This is a genomic window from Arthrobacter sp. Soc17.1.1.1 (assembly GCF_036867195.1).
Taxonomy (GTDB): domain Bacteria; phylum Actinomycetota; class Actinomycetes; order Actinomycetales; family Micrococcaceae; genus Arthrobacter_D.
This window is the reverse complement of record NZ_JBAJII010000001.1, coordinates 3,725,683-3,741,258: the sequence shown is the minus strand read 5'-3', so window position 1 is coordinate 3,741,258 and position 15,576 is coordinate 3,725,683. Positions and strand designations below refer to the sequence as shown.

Sequence of the window (15,576 nt, the reverse complement as noted above, 5' to 3'; positions counted from 1 at the left end):
GGACCCCGGCGGGCGGGAGAGGAAGCCTCATGCCAGATGTCGTGGTCGTCGGTGCGGGTCCGAACGGGCTCGCCGCCGCCGTCGTCATGGCGCGCGCCGGACTCTCGGTGCGCCTCCACGAGTCCGCGCCGACGATCGGCGGCGGATCGCGGTCCCTCCACCTCATGGACGAGGAGCATCTCCACGACTTCTGCTCCGCGGTCCACCCGATGGCCCTCGCCTCACCGTTCTTCCGGGACTTCGAGCTGAGCCGCCGCATCGGGTTCGCCGTCCCCGAGGTCTCCTTCGCCCACCCGCTGGACGGCGGCCGGGCGGGAGTGGCCTACCGGAGCCTGGAGCACACCGTCGCAGGGCTCGGCGTGGACGGCGACGCCTACCGCCGCCTCCTGGGGCCGCTCACCGAACGCGAGCAGGGCATCCTCGCCTTCACGCTGAACTCCGTCCTGCGCATCCCGAAGAAGCCCGCGGCGGCGGTGCGGTTCGGCCTCGCCGTCCTCGACCAGGGGCTGCCCTCGTGGAACCGCCGCTTCAGTACCGACGAGGCCCGGGCCCTCGTCACGGGCGTCATGGCACACCCCGTGGGGACGCTGCCGTCACTGACCGGTGCCGGGGCCGGCCTGGTGCTGAACCTCCTCGCGCACACGGTCGGGTGGCCCATCCCCGTCGGCGGCTCGCAGTCCATCGCCGACGCGCTGGCCCTCGATCTGCGGCAGCACGGCGGCGAGATCGTGACGGACAGCAGGGTCGAGACCCTCGCCGAGGTGTCGGACGCGCGGGCGGTGCTCCTCGACGTGGCACCGAAGACCTTCCAGTCGATGTCCCGGGGCCGCCTCCCGGGCGCCTACGCGGCCGCCCTGTCCGCCTTCACCTACGGCAACGCGGCCTGCAAGGTGGACTTCATCCTGTCCGGTCCCGTCCCCTGGACGCATCCGGAGCTGCACCGGGCGGGTACGGCACACCTCGGCGGGACGCGCGAGGAGATCGCGGCCGGCGAGAAGCAGGTCAGGCAGGGCAGGCACCCGGACAGCCCGTACGTCCTCCTGTCGCAGCCGTCGTCGTTCGACCCCACGCGTGCACCGGAGGGCCGGCACACGCTCTGGACCTACTGCCATGTCCCGCGCGGCTCCACCCGGGACATGGCCGAGGCCATCACGGCGCAGATCGAGCGGTTCGCCCCCGGCTTCCGGGACGTCGTCGTGCGGAGCCACACCACGACGGCGAGCGCGCTCGAGGCCTACAACGCCAACTACGTGGGCGGCGACTTCAGCAGCGGTGCCGTGAACCTTCGCCAGATCGTCGCCCGGCCCGTGCCGTCCCTGCAGCCGTGGGCGACGCCGATCAAGGGCGTCTACCTCTGTTCCCAGTCCACGCCGCCCGGGCCGGGCGTGCACGGCATGGCCGGCCTCACCGCGGCGAGGCTCGCGCTGAAGAAGGAGTTCGGGCTGCCCGTGCCGGCGCTGGGACTGCAGCGCTGACCCGAGGACGCATGCCAGGTTAGGTTATGCTTGCCTCACCCTGCCGACAGGGCCCTTCCCGGCAAGAAAGCCCACCATGTTCGCCAACTACCTGATCGGCCTGCGCGAAGGCCTCGAGGCCGCCCTGGTGGTGGTCATCCTCGTCGCCTACCTCGTGAAGATCGGGCGCAGGGACCTGCTGCCGGGCATCTGGCTCGGGGTGTCGCTCGCCGCAGCGCTCTCCCTCGGCTTCGGTGCGCTGCTCACCTACGGCACGCACGGACTCACGTTCGAGGCACAGGAGGCCATCGGCGGGACCCTGTCCATCATCGCCGTGGGCCTCGTCACCTGGATGGTGTTCTGGATGGCACGCACGGCCAGGAACCTGCGCGGGGAGCTGCACGGCCGGGTGGACCGCCACCTCGCAGCGGGCGGCAGGGGCCTCGTAGTCGTCGCGTTCCTCGCCGTCGGACGCGAGGGGCTCGAGACCGCCCTGTTCCTCTGGTCCGCGGTGCAGGCCACCGGACAGACCACGCAGCCGATCGTCGGCGCCGCCCTGGGCCTCGCCTCCGCCGTGGTGCTCGGCTGGATGTTCTACCGCGGGATGCTGCGCATCAACCTCTCGAGGTTCTTCACGTGGACGGGCGGCATGCTGATCGTCGTCGCGGCCGGGGTGCTCTCCTACGGCGTCCACGACCTCCAGGAGGCGGGCATCCTGCCCGGCCTCGGCACCCTGATGTTCGACGTGAGCGCGGCCGTCCCGCCGTCGAGCTGGTACGGCACGCTGCTCAAGGGCACCGTCAACTTCTCCCCCGCCACCACCTGGCTCGAGGGCATCGCCTGGCTGGCCTACACCATCCCCACCATGACCCTGTTCATCCGGCAGAGCGTGCGCCGTGCGCCCGCTCCCGCCGCGCAGTCCCGTACCCCCCAAGGAGTCCAGTGACCACCGCCCGCCTGTCGAAGACCCTCGCCGCCGCCGCGTCCGGCGGCCTCCTGTTCCTGACCGCCTGCACACCGAACGCCTCCGCGGAGACGGCCGAGGGCGCTCCCGGGCAGCTGAGCGTTACCAGCACCGCCGAGGAGTGCGCCGTCTCGGCCGCCACGGCGGAGAGCGGCCCGCTGACCTTCTCCATCACCAACTCCGGCGACCAGGTGACCGAGTTCTACCTTCTCGCGGAGGACGGCCTGCGGATCGTCTCCGAGGTCGAGAACATCGGCCCGGGCATCAGCCGCAACCTGGTGGTCAACGCCAGGCCCGGGTCCTACTACACGGTGTGCAAGCCGGGCATGGTGGGCGACGGCGTGGGGCGCGCCGAGTTCACGGTGACGGATTCCGGGACGGCCGTCGAGGCGACGGGCGACGAACAGGCGCAGATCGACGCCGCCGTGGTCAACTACAAGGCCTACGTGAAGGACCAGGTGGACCAGCTCCTCACCGGGACCGAGGACTTCGCCGCGGCGTATGTCGCGGGGGACGACGACGAGGCCCGCCGCCTGTACCCCACCACCCGCATGCACTTCGAGCGGGTGGAGCCGGTCGCGGAGAGCTTCGGCGACCTCGACCCGAAGCTGGACAACCGGGAGGCCGACCTCGCCGAGGGCGAGGAGTGGACCGGCTGGCACCGCATCGAGAAGGACCTCTGGCCGCCCGCCGACGCCGCCTACACGCCCCTGACCCCGACGGAGCGCGAGGCCGTGGCCGCGCAGCTCGTCGAGGACACCACCACCCTGCACACGAGCATCCAGGACATCGAGCTGTCCCTCGACCAGCTCGCCAACGGGGCGATCGCCCTCATGGACGAGGTCGCCAACGGCAAGGTCACCGGCGAGGAGGAGATCTGGTCGGGGACGGACCTCTGGGACTTCCAGGGGAACGTCGAGGGTGCCCGGGTGCTGGTCGACGGACTGAGGGACCTGCTCGAGGCGAAGGACCCCGAGCTCGTGGCCACCCTCGACGACGACTTCACCTCCCTCGCGGCCGAGCTCGACAGGCATCGGACGAGCGCGCCGGACGCCGCCCAGCGCGAGATCGCGTACGCCTCCTACGGCGACCTGACCGCGGAGGACGTGAAGGCGCTCTCCGACCGCGTCAACGCGCTCAGCGAGCCCCTGTCGCGCATCACCGCGGCCCTGCTGGGCTGATCCATGGCCCGTACGTTCCGCATCTCGCGCCGGAGGGCGCTGACCCTCGCCGGGGCCAGCGCCGCAGCGGGGGTCGGCGCGGGCGTGGCGGCGGGGCGCGCCGCTCCGGAGGCGTCGGCCGGCCCCACCGATCCCGCCGCGCTGACCTACCCGTTCTACGGCGACCACCAGGCGGGCATCACCACCCCTGCGCAGGACCGCCTGCATTTCGCGGCGTTCGACGTCGACGACATCTCCCGCACGGAACTGATCGGCCTGCTCCGGGACTGGACGACCGCCGCGGCACGCATGAGCCAGGGGGCGAGTGCCGGCGCATACGCTCCCGACGCCGGACCCTACGAGGCCCCGCCCGAGGACACCGGCGAGGCGATGGACCTCGGCCCCTCCGGTCTGACCATCACCTTCGGGTTCGGCCCCACGCTGTTCACCACCGCCGACGGCACCGACCGGTTCGGCCTCGCCGCCCGCCGGCCCCGGGCCCTCGTGGAGCTGCCGAAGTTCTCCGGCGACATGCTCGAGGAACGCATCAGCGGCGGGGACCTGTGCATCCAGGCATGCGCCGACGACCCCCAGGTGGCCGTGCACGCCATACGGAACCTCTCCCGCATCGCCTTCGGGCGTGCCTCCCTGCGGTACTCGCAGCTCGGCTTCGGCCGCACGTCCAGCACCAGCACCGCCCAGGTCACACCGCGCAACCTCTTCGGGTTCAAGGACGGCACGGCCAACCTCAAGGCCGAGGACCCCGCGGGCGTCGACGAGCACGTCTGGGTGGGCGGCAGCGATGACCAGGCCTGGCTGGCGGGCGGCTCGTACCTCGTCTCCCGCAAGGTCCGCATGAACATCGAACCGTGGGACCGCACGCGCCTGTCGGAGCAGGAGCGGTCCATCGGCAGGACCAAGGGCCAGGGGGCGCCCCTGTCCGGCGGCGACGAGTTCGCGGCGCCCGACTTCTCCCTGCCCGGCAGCGGCGGGCAGCCGGTCATCGCCGAGCACGCGCACGTGCGGCTGGCGCATCCGGACACGAACGGTGGCGCCCGCATGCTGCGGCGCGGCTACAACTTCGTGGACGGCAACGACGACCTCGGCAGGCTCGATGCCGGCCTGTTCTTCATCTGCTTCCAGCGGGACCCCGAGCGCGCCTTCATCCCGGTGCAGACACGCCTGGCCGGGTCGGATCTCCTCAACGAGTACATCCGCCACGTGGGATCGGCGATCTTCGCCGTACCCGGCGGGGCCACGGAGGGTGACTACGTAGGATCACGGCTCTTCGAGTCCTGATACCCACGGCGTCGGGACCGGGACCGGGCCCGGGGCGCGAGCGGGCTCAGGCGCTGCGCGCGAGGACCCTCCGGGCCGCCTCCACCGCGGAGGCGCGGTGCGCCGACAGCGGCGTGCGGGCGGCGTTGCGGTGGGCGACGAGGGGAGCCTGCACCCAGGCCTGCGCGATGCCGAAGAGGATGGGGAGCAACTCCTCCGGGGTCCAGGACGCGTCGATGTGGCCGAGGTCCTGTGCCCGCCGCACGGCCGCGAGCTTGGCGTCCGGCTCGGCACCGCCCGGGAGGTCGTAGTCGATCCCCTCGAGCCGGGCCCAGGTGAGCATGCGCAGGATGTCCGGGTGCTCGTGCGCGTGGTCGAAGACGGCCCCCACGAACGCCGCGACATCGGCGGGGTCGAGCGCCACGGCCGCGTGGAACTCGGCGGCGTTGGCGTCGAGGACGGCCTGGAACAGGGCGGCCTTGTCGGCGAAGTGCGCGTACAGGCGCTCCTTGCTGGCCGAGGCCGCCTTCGCGATCCGGTCGATCCTCGCCCCCGCCAGCCCGTAGGTGGCGAACTCGGACCGCGCCGCCAGGAGGATGCGGGAGCGTACGTCCGTCGTCGGGTGCATTCCTCGAGTATACCCAAACGAACTAGTTCGTTTGACTTTGAGGCCGGGCCCGCCCTACTGTCGGAGGCCACACCACTATGAGGAGATCCATGTCCGTCCCCACTCCGGGCTCGCCCGGGCCATCCACCCTCGAGGGCGCCGCTCCCAAGGCCCCCGCCAACCGCTGGCTCGTGCTCGCCATCGTGGCGCTCGCCCAGCTCACCGTCGTCCTCGACGGGACGATCGTCAACATCGCCCTGCCGCAGGCCCAGGCCGAGCTCGGCATGTCCGACGGCGACCGCAGCTGGGTGGTGACCCTGTACGCCCTGACCTTCGGCGCCCTCCTCCTCCTCGGCGGCCGCATCGCCGACTTCTGGGGCAGGAAGCGCTCGTTCCTCATCGGCATGGGCGGCTTCGCGCTCGCGTCCGCACTCGGCGGCATCGCGACCTCGGGCGAGATGCTGCTCGTGGCCCGTGGCCTCCAGGGGGCCTTCGCGGCACTGCTGGCTCCCGCGGCGCTGGCGATCCTGTCGGTGACCTTCCCCGGCGGCAAGGACCGTGTGCGGGCCTTCGCCGTGTACGGGACGATCGCCGGTGGCGGGGCCGCCGTCGGCCTGCTGCTCGGCGGCGTGCTGACCGAGTACTTCAGCTGGCACTGGTGCCTGCTCGTGAACGTGCCGATCGCCGTCGTGGCCCTCGCGGTCGGCATCCCGGTGCTCCGCGAGAGCCGTGCCGACGGGAGCACCCGCTACGACGTACCGGGGGCCGTCCTCGTCAGCCTCGGCCTCGCCTCCGTGGTGTACGGCTTCTCCCGGGCGGAGGCCGGCTGGGTCCGGGCCGACACCCTCGGTTTCCTCGCCCTCGGGGTGGTCCTGCTGGCCCTCTTCGTCCTCGTCGAGTCCCGGTCGGCGCATGCGCTGCTCCCGCTGCGCATCATCACGAACCGCGCACGTGCCGGTGCGTACCTGTCCTCCGTGGCGGTCGGCGCCGCGCTGCTGGGCGCGCTGCTCTACCTGACGCTCCACTTCCAGATCGTCCTCGGCATGAGTCCGCTCGTGTCCGGCCTGGCGTCCCTGCCCATGACGGCGGCCATCATCGTGTCGGCGGGCATCGTCTCACGGCTCCTGCCCACGGTCGGTCCCCGCATCCTCATGACGGCCGGTCCCCTGATCGCAGCCGCCGGGCTGCTCCTGCTGAGCCGCATCACGGTGGGCGGCTCGTACGCGCTCGAGGTGCTCCCCGCGCAGATCCTCCTCGGCATCGGCCTCGCCCTCGTCTTCGTGCCGCTCCAGAACGTCGCCCTGCTCGGTATCGCCCCGCGCGACGCCGGGGTCGCCAGCGCCGCGGTCACCGCGACCCAGCAGATCGGCGGATCCATCGGCACGGCGGTCTTCACGGCGCTGTACACCGTGGGTGCGGGAAGCGCAGCGGGGGCTGCGGGCGGACTGCAGCCCCTCGTGGACGGCTACTCCGTGGTCTTCCTCGCCGCAGCGATCGCCCTGGCGCTCGCGTCGCCGGTCGCCTGGTTCATGATCAATGTGCCGCGGGACGCGTTCACGACGTCGAACGAGGCCGTGCATCTCGGCTAGGCGGTGCCGGCGCGTCAGGCACTGGCGGGGTGCTCGTGCGCTTCACCCTGCAGCCAGGCGACCGCCAGGTGCCTCGAGGTGAAGAACCGGGTGGGGCAGGGGGGCGAATTCACGCCGAGGAAGAAGTTGGCGATCATCCTGTCCACGGGCGACGAGCCCAGCAGGGCGATCCGCGATGCGGCGCAGGGGATCGCGAACACCGCACGGGCCCCACGGGTGACGGTCCGCGTGGTCTCCATGTCGACGAGCATGGGGTGTCCCTCCCCGCCGGCCAGCCCGTTGACGGCGGCCATGGCCGATTCGGCGTCCTCCGCGGTGATGGTGCAGTCCCTGTCCCACGCGAGGTGGAGGATGCCGTTGGGCAGGAGCGCGAGGGTGGCCTTGCCGCCCCCGATCGGTTGTGCGGTCATGGCCCATCTCCTAACGGCGCTGAGACTTCCGGGCCGGGGGCCGTGCGTCCCTGTGAGACCGAGGATCAGCGAGCGTCCAGCATAGCGAAGTATCCGGGGATGCCGGTGCTGGTCCGCCCGCCCATCGGCACGGCCTCGATGGTGACAGGGCCGTCCGCGAGCACCGTCCAGGAGCCGTCGGGGAACGCGGCGCGGCGCTCGGCGGACCCGAAGTGGCCCGGCACCGGGATGCCGCCGATCGCCCGGCGGAGCGGCGCCGGGATGCTCCCCGGCCTCGCACCGAGGCTGTGCATGTAGGAGAGGGGGTTCCCGCGGAAGTTGGTCTCGGTGAGCAGGACGCGCCCCCGGCTGCCCACGATGTCCCGGAGGTTCCTGCCGAGATCCTTGCGCTGCCGTGGACGCAGGACGTGGAAGACCCCCCGGACGAAGACGTTCGCCTCCCCGTGCTCCTCCTGCAGCAGCCTGCCCGCGCCCGGCGCCGTGAGGTCGAGCGTCCGGAAGGAGACCGCCGGCAGATGGGCGGATTCGGCCGCCGCGCGCTCCACGGCGCTGTCGGCGACGTCGACGCCGAGGGCCGAGGGGAAGCGGTCCGCCAACCAGCGCGTCCACCGCCCGTTGCCGCAGCCCACGTCGATGACGGGGAGAGCATGGTCCATGAAGCCGTCGACGGCGTGCGCGTACTGCTCCGCCTCCGCGCCGATCTCCGCGTCCCACAGCACTTCGCCCTGCGTCCCGGTGGTCCGCACGCGGCTCCAGTACCCCTCCCACGCCGTGACCGGATCGCGCGGCGTCAGCCTGGCGAGGCGGGCCACTTCGGGCACCATGCGGAGCTGATCGACGATGGTGAACATAGGACGAGGGTACCGACGGCGGGGAACTGTTGCCCCAAGCCAAGTATTTTCGCAGGATACCGCCACCGGGGACCGAAGATCCCGTCGGCTGCCGCCACGTCCACCTATGGTGTTCACACCATAGGAGCACAGCGAGGACGGGAGTGGCATGCGGCGCGACGATGCCCGCGCCGACAGGCGACCCACCGCGCGGCCGGGCCATGTCGGCCCGCTGATGGCCGGGATGCTCACCCTCCTGGCGATCTATGCCGCGGGGCTCCTCCTCGGTGATCCCGAGACCTTCGACCCGCTCATGGACGGCTGGCTGTCCATCCTGACGGAGCTGGCCGGCGTGGGCCTGTGCGTCAGCGCGGCGGTCCGGACCCGGTTCGCGAAACCCCAGGTCGTGCTCGGCGGCGCCGCCGTCACCGCTTACACCGCCGGGGACGCCTACTATGCGGCCTCGCTGGCAGGCGAGGACGCCCTGGCCTACGCCTCCTTCGCAGATGTGGCATATCTGGCCTTCTACCCGCTCATGCTCGGGGCGCTGGGTGTGGTGGTGGTCCGCAAGCTGAGGAGCATGCTCTGGCCGCTGCTGCTCGAGAGCGTCGTCGGGGCGCTGGGAGCCGCGTCGATCATGGCCCTGATCCTCGCGCCGCTCCTCACCGCGGAGGCCGCAGCCGGCACCACGTTCGAGGTGATCATCGCTGTCGTCTACCCGCTCCTCGACCTCCTCCTCATCACCGCCATCGGCGGCATCCTCGCCTCGCGGGGTCTGGACGTCGGCCCCCGCTGGCCGGTCCTCATCGGCGGCGTGCTCGCGTTCTCGGCCGCGGACGTCGCCTACGCCCTGGGCATGCAGGACTACGCCGTCGGCTCGATCATCGACATCGGCTGGGTGGCGGGCGTCATCGCGATCGCGGTCTGGGTGGACGGCGCCGCGGACACCGGCCGGGCGGCACTCCACCAGCGCCGCGGTGTCCCCGAACTCGCGGCGCCCGTCGTGTCCACGGCGGCGGCGCTCGCCGTCCTGGTCGTCGGCAGCCAAGCGCGCATCCCGCTCCTCGCCGTGCTCTTCGCCGCCTCGACCCTCGCCCTCGCGGTGGTACCGCTGGTCTTCCGGAACCGGATGCTCGTGGTCCTCTCGAGGACCGACGAGCTGACGGGCCTCCCCAATCGCCGGGCCCTGCTCACCGATGTGCCGGTGCGGCTCGCGGGCGGCAGCACGGGCGCCCTCTTCCTGCTCGACCTCGACCACTTCAAGCACGTCAACGACGCACTCGGGCACGACGTCGGGGACGCACTCCTCGTGCAGGTCGGACGGCGCTTCGCGGCGCAGTTGCGGCCGGACGACCTGCTCGCGCGGCTCGGCGGCGACGAGTTCGCGGTGTTCCTCGAGGGCGTGACCGAGGCGGAGGCGGTGGCGGCCGCACTGCGGCTGGAGACCGAACTCGCCGAGCCCGTACTGGTGGGCAGCGCTTCCCTCGAGGTCAGCGCCAGCATCGGGATAGCCCTGACGCCGGAGCACGGCACCGACCTGGGCCCGCTCATGCGCAAGGCGGACATCGCGATGTTCCGTGCCAAGTCCGGGCGGAGCGGGCACCACGTGTACGACGTGACGGACGACGACGACGGCGAGCTGCGGCTGCGGACGGTCCAGGAACTGCGGACGGCGCTGGCCGGGAACGAGTTCGAACTGCACTACCAGCCGAAGGTCTCCCTGTCCGACGACCGCGTCGTGGGCGTCGAGGCGCTGCTGCGCTGGAACCACCCGACGAGGGGCCGCCTCTCCCCGGATGCGTTCCTGCCCCTTGCCGAGGAGGCCGGCCTGATGCCCGCGCTGTCGGGACTCGTGCTCGAGCGGGCCATCCGACGGGCCGCACGGTGGCGGGCCGAAGGCCTCGACGTGATCGTGGCGGTCAACCTGTCGGGCTCCTGCATCCTCCCGTGCCTGCCCCATCAGATCCTCACGCTCCTCGGGCAGCACGACGTGCCGCCGTCGGGCATCATGCTCGAGATCACCGAGGACGTGCTCATGTCCACACCGGCCGGCACCGCCTCGATCCTCGAGCGCTTCCGCGCGGAGGGCATCCAGATCTCCATCGACGACTTCGGGACCGGCTACAGCTCCCTGGCCTACCTGCGGGACCTGCTCGTCGACGAACTGAAACTCGACCGGTCCTTCGTCGTCGCGATGCAGGAGGACCAGCGTGCCGTCGGACTGGTGGGGTCGATCATCGACCTGGCCCACAGTCTGGGCCTCCGGGTGGTGGCCGAAGGCGTCTGCGACGATCGGACGCAGGAGGAACTGCGGGCGCTGGGGTGCGATCTCGCCCAGGGTTTCCACGTCTCCGAGCCGCTTCCCGCGGCGGAGGTCTCGGCCTGGATCGGTGCGCGCGGCGCGCGGGCAGCACGCACCTGAGGGTGCGCGGGCCCGCCTCGCAACCGGTCCGGCTAGCGGATCGGCTAGAGATACGCCTCACCGGCCCCGATGAGCTCGGTGGTCGATGCAACATCTGGCAGTGTGGTACCCATGACATCCGACCCTCATGCGCGCGTTGCACTCATCATCGAAGACGACGCCGACGTGCGGCAGCTGCTGGTCATGACCCTGGGCATGAACGGCTTCACCACCATCGAAGCCGAGAACGGGCGCCAGGGCGTCGCGCTCGTGCGGGAACACCGCCCCGATCTGGTGACCCTCGACCTGAACCTGCCGGACATCGACGGCGTGGAGGTGTGCCGCCAGATCCGGCCGCTCACCGACGCGTACGTGGTCATGATCACCGCCAGGCAGGACGAGATCGACCGCCTGATCGGCCTCGAGATCGGGGCGGACGACTTCGTCGTCAAGCCGTTCAGCCCGCGGGAGGTCGGTGCGCGGGTCAACGCCATGTTCCGCCGGCCGCGGAGCACGGGCCAGGGCGGATCGCAGCTCCCGGCGGGTACCGAGGACAGGGAGGCACCGCAGCCCGGCGCCGTGGCGACGGCGGTCGCCGCGCCACCCGCGCAGACCGAGAACCTGCTGACGCACGGGCCCATCACCATCGACGCCGAGGGCCGGATCGCCATGCTCGACGGCGTCGAGCTGCCGCTCACGCGGATCGAGTTCGATCTCCTGGCGACGCTCGTCTCGGGCCCGCGCCGCGTCTGGCAGCGTGAGACGCTGCTCTCCCGCATCTGGGGCGACGGCTGGGTCAACGACCAGCACCTCGTGGAGGTGCACATCCGGAACCTGCGCAAGAAGCTGGGGGAGGACACCAAGGCCCCCCGCTTCATCCGCACGGTCCGCGGGGTCGGCTACCGGATGATGCCGCCCAGCGCGGCCTGAAACTCCCCGGCCAGGACCCGCAGGCGGGCGACGACCGCCGCGTGGTCGCGGGGCTGGTCGATGACGTCCATGGCGGCCGCCGAGTCCTCCTCGAGCCGGACCGCCCCGACCATGGAGGCGCTGACGTTGAGGCTGAGCAGCGCCACGACGGCGGCGTCGGCGTCGCGGGCGGTGAAGGCGTCCTCGACGGCGCCGATCCGCTGCGGGAGCAGGTCCACGAACGCATCCGCGAACTGCAGTGCACCCGCCTGGCTGGACAGCTCCTCACCGAGGTTCTCGAGGATCGACCGGTCGAGCGTGGGCAGGTCCGGGTTCCCGGTCGCGGGACGCGGGAGGTCGGGGACGGGGCCGGCACCTGTGGCGTCGATGGTGGCAGCCGTTGCGCCTGCATCGGCGTCGTCGTCGGCGTCGTCGGGACGGGACCAGATCATGAGGAGCAGGGCCCCGACGAGCACGGCGGGGATGCCGTAGACCAGGACGTGGCTGACCGCGGGGGTGCGGAGGGCGCGGATCGCGTTGCCGACCTGCGGGATCACGGCGGCGACCTCGTAGACGGAATCGCCGTCGAGCGTCGCGAGCCACGGGTCCACGGACTCGTTGGCATCACCCTTGGTGCGCACGGCGGTGGTGCCGTCGGCTCCCCGGACGACCTCGACCACGCGGTGGGTCTCCACGCGGTGGTCCTCGACGGGGATGTGGTAGCTGATGACGTCCCCGACGGCGATCTCGTCGACGGGCTGCAGCGTGGTGACCACGACGTCGCCCGGGACGATGTCCGGCGCCATGCTGCCGGTGAGCATGGTGGCGGTCTGGTAGCCGAAGAAGCGGGGGCCGATCGCGAAGAACAGGACCGCGACGACGGCGAGCACCATGAACACGGTGCCGAGGAGACTCGCGAGGCGCTGGAGGACGGACGGGCGGTCCGCCGCCGGGGCGACGACCGCGACGGCTGCTGCTGCGGGGGCCGCCGGTGTTGCAGGCGCTGTTGCAGGCGCTGCGGCGGCGTGGCGCGCCTCGCGGGCGGCCCGCACCCCCGGGGTGATGGACGGGAGGTCGATCGTCGTCACGCCTGCTCCTTCGGTACTGCCGCTGGTTCCTGCTGAGGCTGCCCGCCGGTCCCGGTGGACGGACCGGAACCGGCGGGAGGATCACGGAGTGCTGTACTCCTGGGATCCACTCTCCTCGGCTGCGCTCAAACGCGACGTGCCCGAAGTGCGAAAGAAACCCGAAGAAAGAGCGAAGCCCCGGGAACGGCGGCGCGCTCTAGGCGAGCATCTCCCGCACGAGCGGGATGACCTTCGTGCCGTACAGCTCGATGCTGTGCATCAGCTTCTCGTGCGGCAGGGGGCCCGCGCTGTACTTCATGTCGAACCGGTCGATCCCGAGGGTCTGCGCCGTCGCCGCGATCTTCTTCGCGACCGTCTCCGGCGAGCCCACGTAGAGCGAGCCGGAATCGGCTTCCTGGTCGAACTCGGCGCGCGTCGTGGGCCCCCAGCCGCGCTCGCGGCCGATGCGGTCGCGCATGATGCGGTTGTCAGGCCACAGCTCCTCGCGGGCCTGCTCGTCCGAATCCGCGATGTATCCCGGGGAGTGGACCCCGATGGGGAGGGTCGGCTGCCCGAGCTGGGTGAGCGCCCGGTGGTAGAGGTCGACGTAGGGGGCGAAGCGGGCGGGGTCGCCGCCGATGATCGCGAGCATCAGGGGCATGCCGTAGCGCGCGGCACGCACCACGGACTCGGGGCTGCCGCCGACGCCGATCCACGTCTTCAGGCGCCCTCCCTCGGTCTTCGGGTACACCTCGTGGCCCTGGAGCCCCGGCCGCGTGCTGCCGGACCAGGTCACGGGACCCTCCTTGATCAGCTCCGAGAACAGATCGAGCTTCTCCTCGAAGAGCCGCTCGTAGTCGGAGAGCTCGTAGCCGAAGAGGGGGAAGGACTCGGTGAAGGATCCGCGCCCGAGGATCACCTCGGCGCGACCGTCGGAGGCGGCGTCGAGCGTGGCGAAGCGCTGGTAGACGCGCACCGGGTCGTCGGAGCTGAGGACGGTCACGGCGGAGCCGAGGCGGATGCGCTCGGTCTTCCCGGCGATGGCGGCGAGGACGGTCTCGGGGGCGGAGACGGCGAAGTCGTCGCGGTGGTGCTCGCCGATCCCGATGAAGTCGACGCCGACCTCGTCGGCCAGGACGGCCTCGGCGATGACGTTGCGGATCACCTGCGGGTAGGGGAGCGGCCTGCCGTCCTCCCCGCGCGTCACATCCCCGAAGGTGTCGAGACCGAGTTCCAGTTCGCGTGTCATGGTTGTGCTCCCGTACTCCGACGATCGGACCCACCCTGGGCCTGATACTGGAACCGGCCGCACCCCCTCGTTATTCCATGCATATGTATGCATCAGGCGAGGGCGGGGCGGGCGGGGAGGGCGGGCGCAGGGGACCCGGCGGGACGCAGGGCTCCGGAGCCGTGCCCTAGCGGCTGAGCTGCCGGGCCTCCGCCGCCCGGTCCGCCCGGTCGATGCTCGCGGGATCCGTCACGTCCACCCCGGCCCGCACCGCCGCCGCCCGGGCCGCCGGGCTCTTCAGGTCAGGCAGCACGAACCGTTCCGGCCGGATCCCGGCGTCCTGCACGGCGAAGGCGCCCTGCTGCCGGGCGAGCTCGGGCGCGGAGAGCTCGGCGGCCTGCAGGGTGCCCTGCGTGACGGCCACGGCGCTCCCGGCGAGCGCTGCGCCCATCAGCGGGACGTATCCCGAGGCCTGCCCTGCCCGGTTCGGGTGGTAGGAGTCCGAGACGGGGTTCGAGAGCCCGTTGACCCATTCGACGTCGTCGCACACGGCATGCCCGGTGAAGGCGGGCGCGCGGAAGGCGAAGCGGGCCGCCGCGGCAGCCGCCGCCGTCGTCCGGTTCAGCAGGTCCGCCATCGCGTTCAGGCGCGCCTCCTCCTCGGGGGAGAACCAGGTGGCCGCGTTGCAGTCCTCGCCGTTGAAGATCCGCGGATAGCCCGCGACGGCGACCTTCGCCCGGGGCGCCCGTGCCCGGACCTGCCCGTAGAGGGAGGCCAGGCTCCCCGGGAGGGCTCCGGTGATGACGGCCTGCGCCCGGTCGATCGCAGCGCTGCAGTCGCTCATCCAGGCGGGTTGCGCGCATTCGGTCAGCACGTCCACGAAGGCGGCGTCGTTCCCGCCGACGCTCAGCGAGACGTACGCCGTCGTGGGGCTCAGGGCGCCGAGCTGGGTCGCGACGACGTCGGGGACGGTGGCCCCGGAGCATGCGCGGAAGTTCAGGGCGTAGCCCTTGGCGCTGGCCACCAGCGAGGGATACGCGTACACCGAGCGCCGGCAGGACGAGCCGTCCGCGAGGTACGCCCGCGTGCCCGTACCCGAGGAGTAGGAATCACCGAGGGCCACATAGGAGGGTGCCGCAGCACCGGCCGGCGGGGCGGACAGCAGGGCGCCCGCGAGCAGGAGGACGACGGCGGCGGAGCGGAGGCGGGGGATCATCATCGATACTCCTGGTGCGGAAGGTGCTGTCGATCCCACGCTAGCGCCGGATCGGCGGCTGCGGGCCGACCCGGCCCGGCTTCATGTGCAACCCTTCCCCCGTACCGCGGCCCCGGGTAGTGTTCCGCCGCCGGGCCGGGTACCTTTGCCTCCCGTCCGCTCCGCACGGTAAGCTGTGGGGCGGCTCACAGCCGCACATCCCAACTGAATACGCCATCGATCTGCAGCGGGAGAGTTCTGCCGTTGACTCAACACCGGCAGGCGCCGTAGGAGCAAATCCTCCCCAGGAATCTCTCAGGCGAACGTACCGCTGCGGCTAGGCAACTCTGGAAAGCAGCCCCGGCATGATCCGGCGCTCACCGACGGTGCAAGCAGGCGCGGAGCCCTGCGGAAACTCTCAGGTCCCACACAGAGCGGGGAGGAACCCGACCTGGCGCGCGCGACCGCGGTGCCACCCGACGTA

13 protein-coding genes and 1 riboswitch are annotated in these 15,576 nt (G+C 71.7%); of the genes, 7 read left to right on the top strand and 6 right to left on the bottom strand.

The window, feature by feature from the left end; translation table 11 throughout:
* Positions 1 to 29: 29 nt before the first annotated feature.
* The 4 genes from V6S67_RS17525 to efeB all read left to right on the top strand — a co-directional run bounded on the left by V6S67_RS17525 (position 30) and on the right by efeB (position 4,877).
* Complete coding sequence (locus V6S67_RS17525) at positions 30 to 1,475, top strand: phytoene desaturase family protein (protein ID WP_334211456.1); 1,446 nt, start codon at positions 30 to 32, stop codon at positions 1,473 to 1,475.
* Between the two features lie 76 nt (positions 1,476 to 1,551).
* Complete coding sequence (gene efeU / locus V6S67_RS17520; RefSeq protein WP_334211455.1) at positions 1,552 to 2,400, top strand: iron uptake transporter permease EfeU; 849 nt, start codon at positions 1,552 to 1,554, stop codon at positions 2,398 to 2,400.
* Entirely contained in the window at positions 2,397 to 3,599 is a 1,203-nt protein-coding gene (efeO, locus tag V6S67_RS17515; protein ID WP_334211454.1) for an iron uptake system protein EfeO, read from the top strand. Before efeU ends, efeO begins: the two co-directional genes overlap by 4 nt.
* A gap of 3 nt (positions 3,600 to 3,602) precedes the next feature.
* Complete coding sequence (efeB, locus tag V6S67_RS17510) at positions 3,603 to 4,877, top strand: iron uptake transporter deferrochelatase/peroxidase subunit (protein ID WP_334211453.1); 1,275 nt, start codon at positions 3,603 to 3,605, stop codon at positions 4,875 to 4,877.
* Positions 4,878 to 4,923: 46 nt separating this feature from the next.
* On the opposite strand, the gene V6S67_RS17505 is transcribed toward efeB, so the two are convergent.
* Entirely contained in the window at positions 4,924 to 5,484 is a 561-nt protein-coding gene (locus V6S67_RS17505; protein WP_334211452.1) for a TetR family transcriptional regulator, read from the bottom strand.
* An 89-nt stretch (positions 5,485 to 5,573) separates the two neighbouring features.
* On the opposite strand from V6S67_RS17505, the gene V6S67_RS17500 reads away from it, so the two are divergent.
* On the top strand, positions 5,574 to 7,052 hold the full coding sequence (locus tag V6S67_RS17500; protein ID WP_334211451.1) for an MFS transporter: 1,479 nt from the start codon (positions 5,574 to 5,576) through the stop codon (positions 7,050 to 7,052).
* Positions 7,053 to 7,066: 14 nt separating this feature from the next.
* Here the strand turns inward: V6S67_RS17500 and V6S67_RS17495 are convergent, their stop codons facing one another.
* A complete protein-coding gene (locus V6S67_RS17495; protein WP_334211450.1) occupies positions 7,067 to 7,462 on the bottom strand; it encodes a DUF7793 family protein in 396 nt (131 codons plus the stop codon).
* 65 nt (positions 7,463 to 7,527) lie between these two features.
* Positions 7,528 to 8,313 carry a class I SAM-dependent methyltransferase gene (locus V6S67_RS17490; protein WP_334211449.1) on the bottom strand — a complete coding sequence of 262 codons (786 nt, stop codon included), beginning with the start codon at positions 8,311 to 8,313 and terminating at the stop codon, positions 7,528 to 7,530.
* Positions 8,314 to 8,461: 148 nt separating this feature from the next.
* Between V6S67_RS17490 and V6S67_RS17485 the strand changes: the two genes are divergently transcribed.
* Positions 8,462 to 10,714, top strand: a complete 2,253-nt coding sequence (locus V6S67_RS17485) for a putative bifunctional diguanylate cyclase/phosphodiesterase (RefSeq protein WP_334211448.1) — start codon at positions 8,462 to 8,464, stop codon at positions 10,712 to 10,714.
* Positions 10,715 to 10,825: 111 nt separating this feature from the next.
* Complete coding sequence (locus tag V6S67_RS17480; RefSeq protein ID WP_334211447.1) at positions 10,826 to 11,623, top strand: response regulator transcription factor; 798 nt, start codon at positions 10,826 to 10,828, stop codon at positions 11,621 to 11,623.
* Here the strand turns inward: V6S67_RS17480 and V6S67_RS17475 are convergent.
* The 3 genes from V6S67_RS17475 to V6S67_RS17465 all read right to left on the bottom strand — a co-directional run bounded on the left by V6S67_RS17475 (position 11,593) and on the right by V6S67_RS17465 (position 15,116).
* Entirely contained in the window at positions 11,593 to 12,690 is a 1,098-nt protein-coding gene (locus tag V6S67_RS17475; RefSeq protein ID WP_334211446.1) for a signal peptidase I, read from the bottom strand. The genes V6S67_RS17480 and V6S67_RS17475 overlap by 31 nt on opposite strands.
* 196 nt (positions 12,691 to 12,886) lie before the next feature.
* Positions 12,887 to 13,918 (bottom strand): LLM class flavin-dependent oxidoreductase, encoded by a 1,032-nt coding sequence (locus tag V6S67_RS17470; protein WP_334211445.1) that lies wholly within the window; start codon positions 13,916 to 13,918, stop codon positions 12,887 to 12,889.
* 166 nt (positions 13,919 to 14,084) lie between these two features.
* Entirely contained in the window at positions 14,085 to 15,116 is a 1,032-nt protein-coding gene (locus V6S67_RS17465) for an SGNH/GDSL hydrolase family protein (protein ID WP_334211444.1), read from the bottom strand.
* A gap of 214 nt (positions 15,117 to 15,330) precedes the next feature.
* Positions 15,331 to 15,433: riboswitch (glycine riboswitch) on the top strand.
* The last annotated feature ends 143 nt before the right edge of the window (positions 15,434 to 15,576 follow it).

What these genes read in the sequence shown, in the direction of transcription:
- V6S67_RS17525 (WP_334211456.1), top strand. Translation starts at nt 30, where the DNA reads ATGCCAGATGTCGTGGTCGTCGGTGCGGGTCCGAACGGGCTCGCCGCC.
- efeU (WP_334211455.1), top strand. Translation starts at nt 1,552, where the DNA reads ATGTTCGCCAACTACCTGATCGGCCTGCGCGAAGGCCTCGAGGCCGCC.
- efeB (WP_334211453.1), top strand. Translation starts at nt 3,603, where the DNA reads ATGGCCCGTACGTTCCGCATCTCGCGCCGGAGGGCGCTGACCCTCGCC.
- V6S67_RS17505 (WP_334211452.1), bottom strand. Translation starts at nt 5,484, where the DNA reads ATGCACCCGACGACGGACGTACGCTCCCGCATCCTCCTGGCGGCGCGG.
- V6S67_RS17500 (WP_334211451.1), top strand. Translation starts at nt 5,574, where the DNA reads ATGTCCGTCCCCACTCCGGGCTCGCCCGGGCCATCCACCCTCGAGGGC.
- V6S67_RS17495 (WP_334211450.1), bottom strand. Translation starts at nt 7,462, where the DNA reads ATGACCGCACAACCGATCGGGGGCGGCAAGGCCACCCTCGCGCTCCTG.
- V6S67_RS17490 (WP_334211449.1), bottom strand. Translation starts at nt 8,313, where the DNA reads ATGTTCACCATCGTCGATCAGCTCCGCATGGTGCCCGAAGTGGCCCGC.
- V6S67_RS17485 (WP_334211448.1), top strand. Translation starts at nt 8,462, where the DNA reads ATGCGGCGCGACGATGCCCGCGCCGACAGGCGACCCACCGCGCGGCCG.
- V6S67_RS17480 (WP_334211447.1), top strand. Translation starts at nt 10,826, where the DNA reads ATGACATCCGACCCTCATGCGCGCGTTGCACTCATCATCGAAGACGAC.
- V6S67_RS17470 (WP_334211445.1), bottom strand. Translation starts at nt 13,918, where the DNA reads ATGACACGCGAACTGGAACTCGGTCTCGACACCTTCGGGGATGTGACG.
- V6S67_RS17465 (WP_334211444.1), bottom strand. Translation starts at nt 15,116, where the DNA reads ATGATGATCCCCCGCCTCCGCTCCGCCGCCGTCGTCCTCCTGCTCGCG.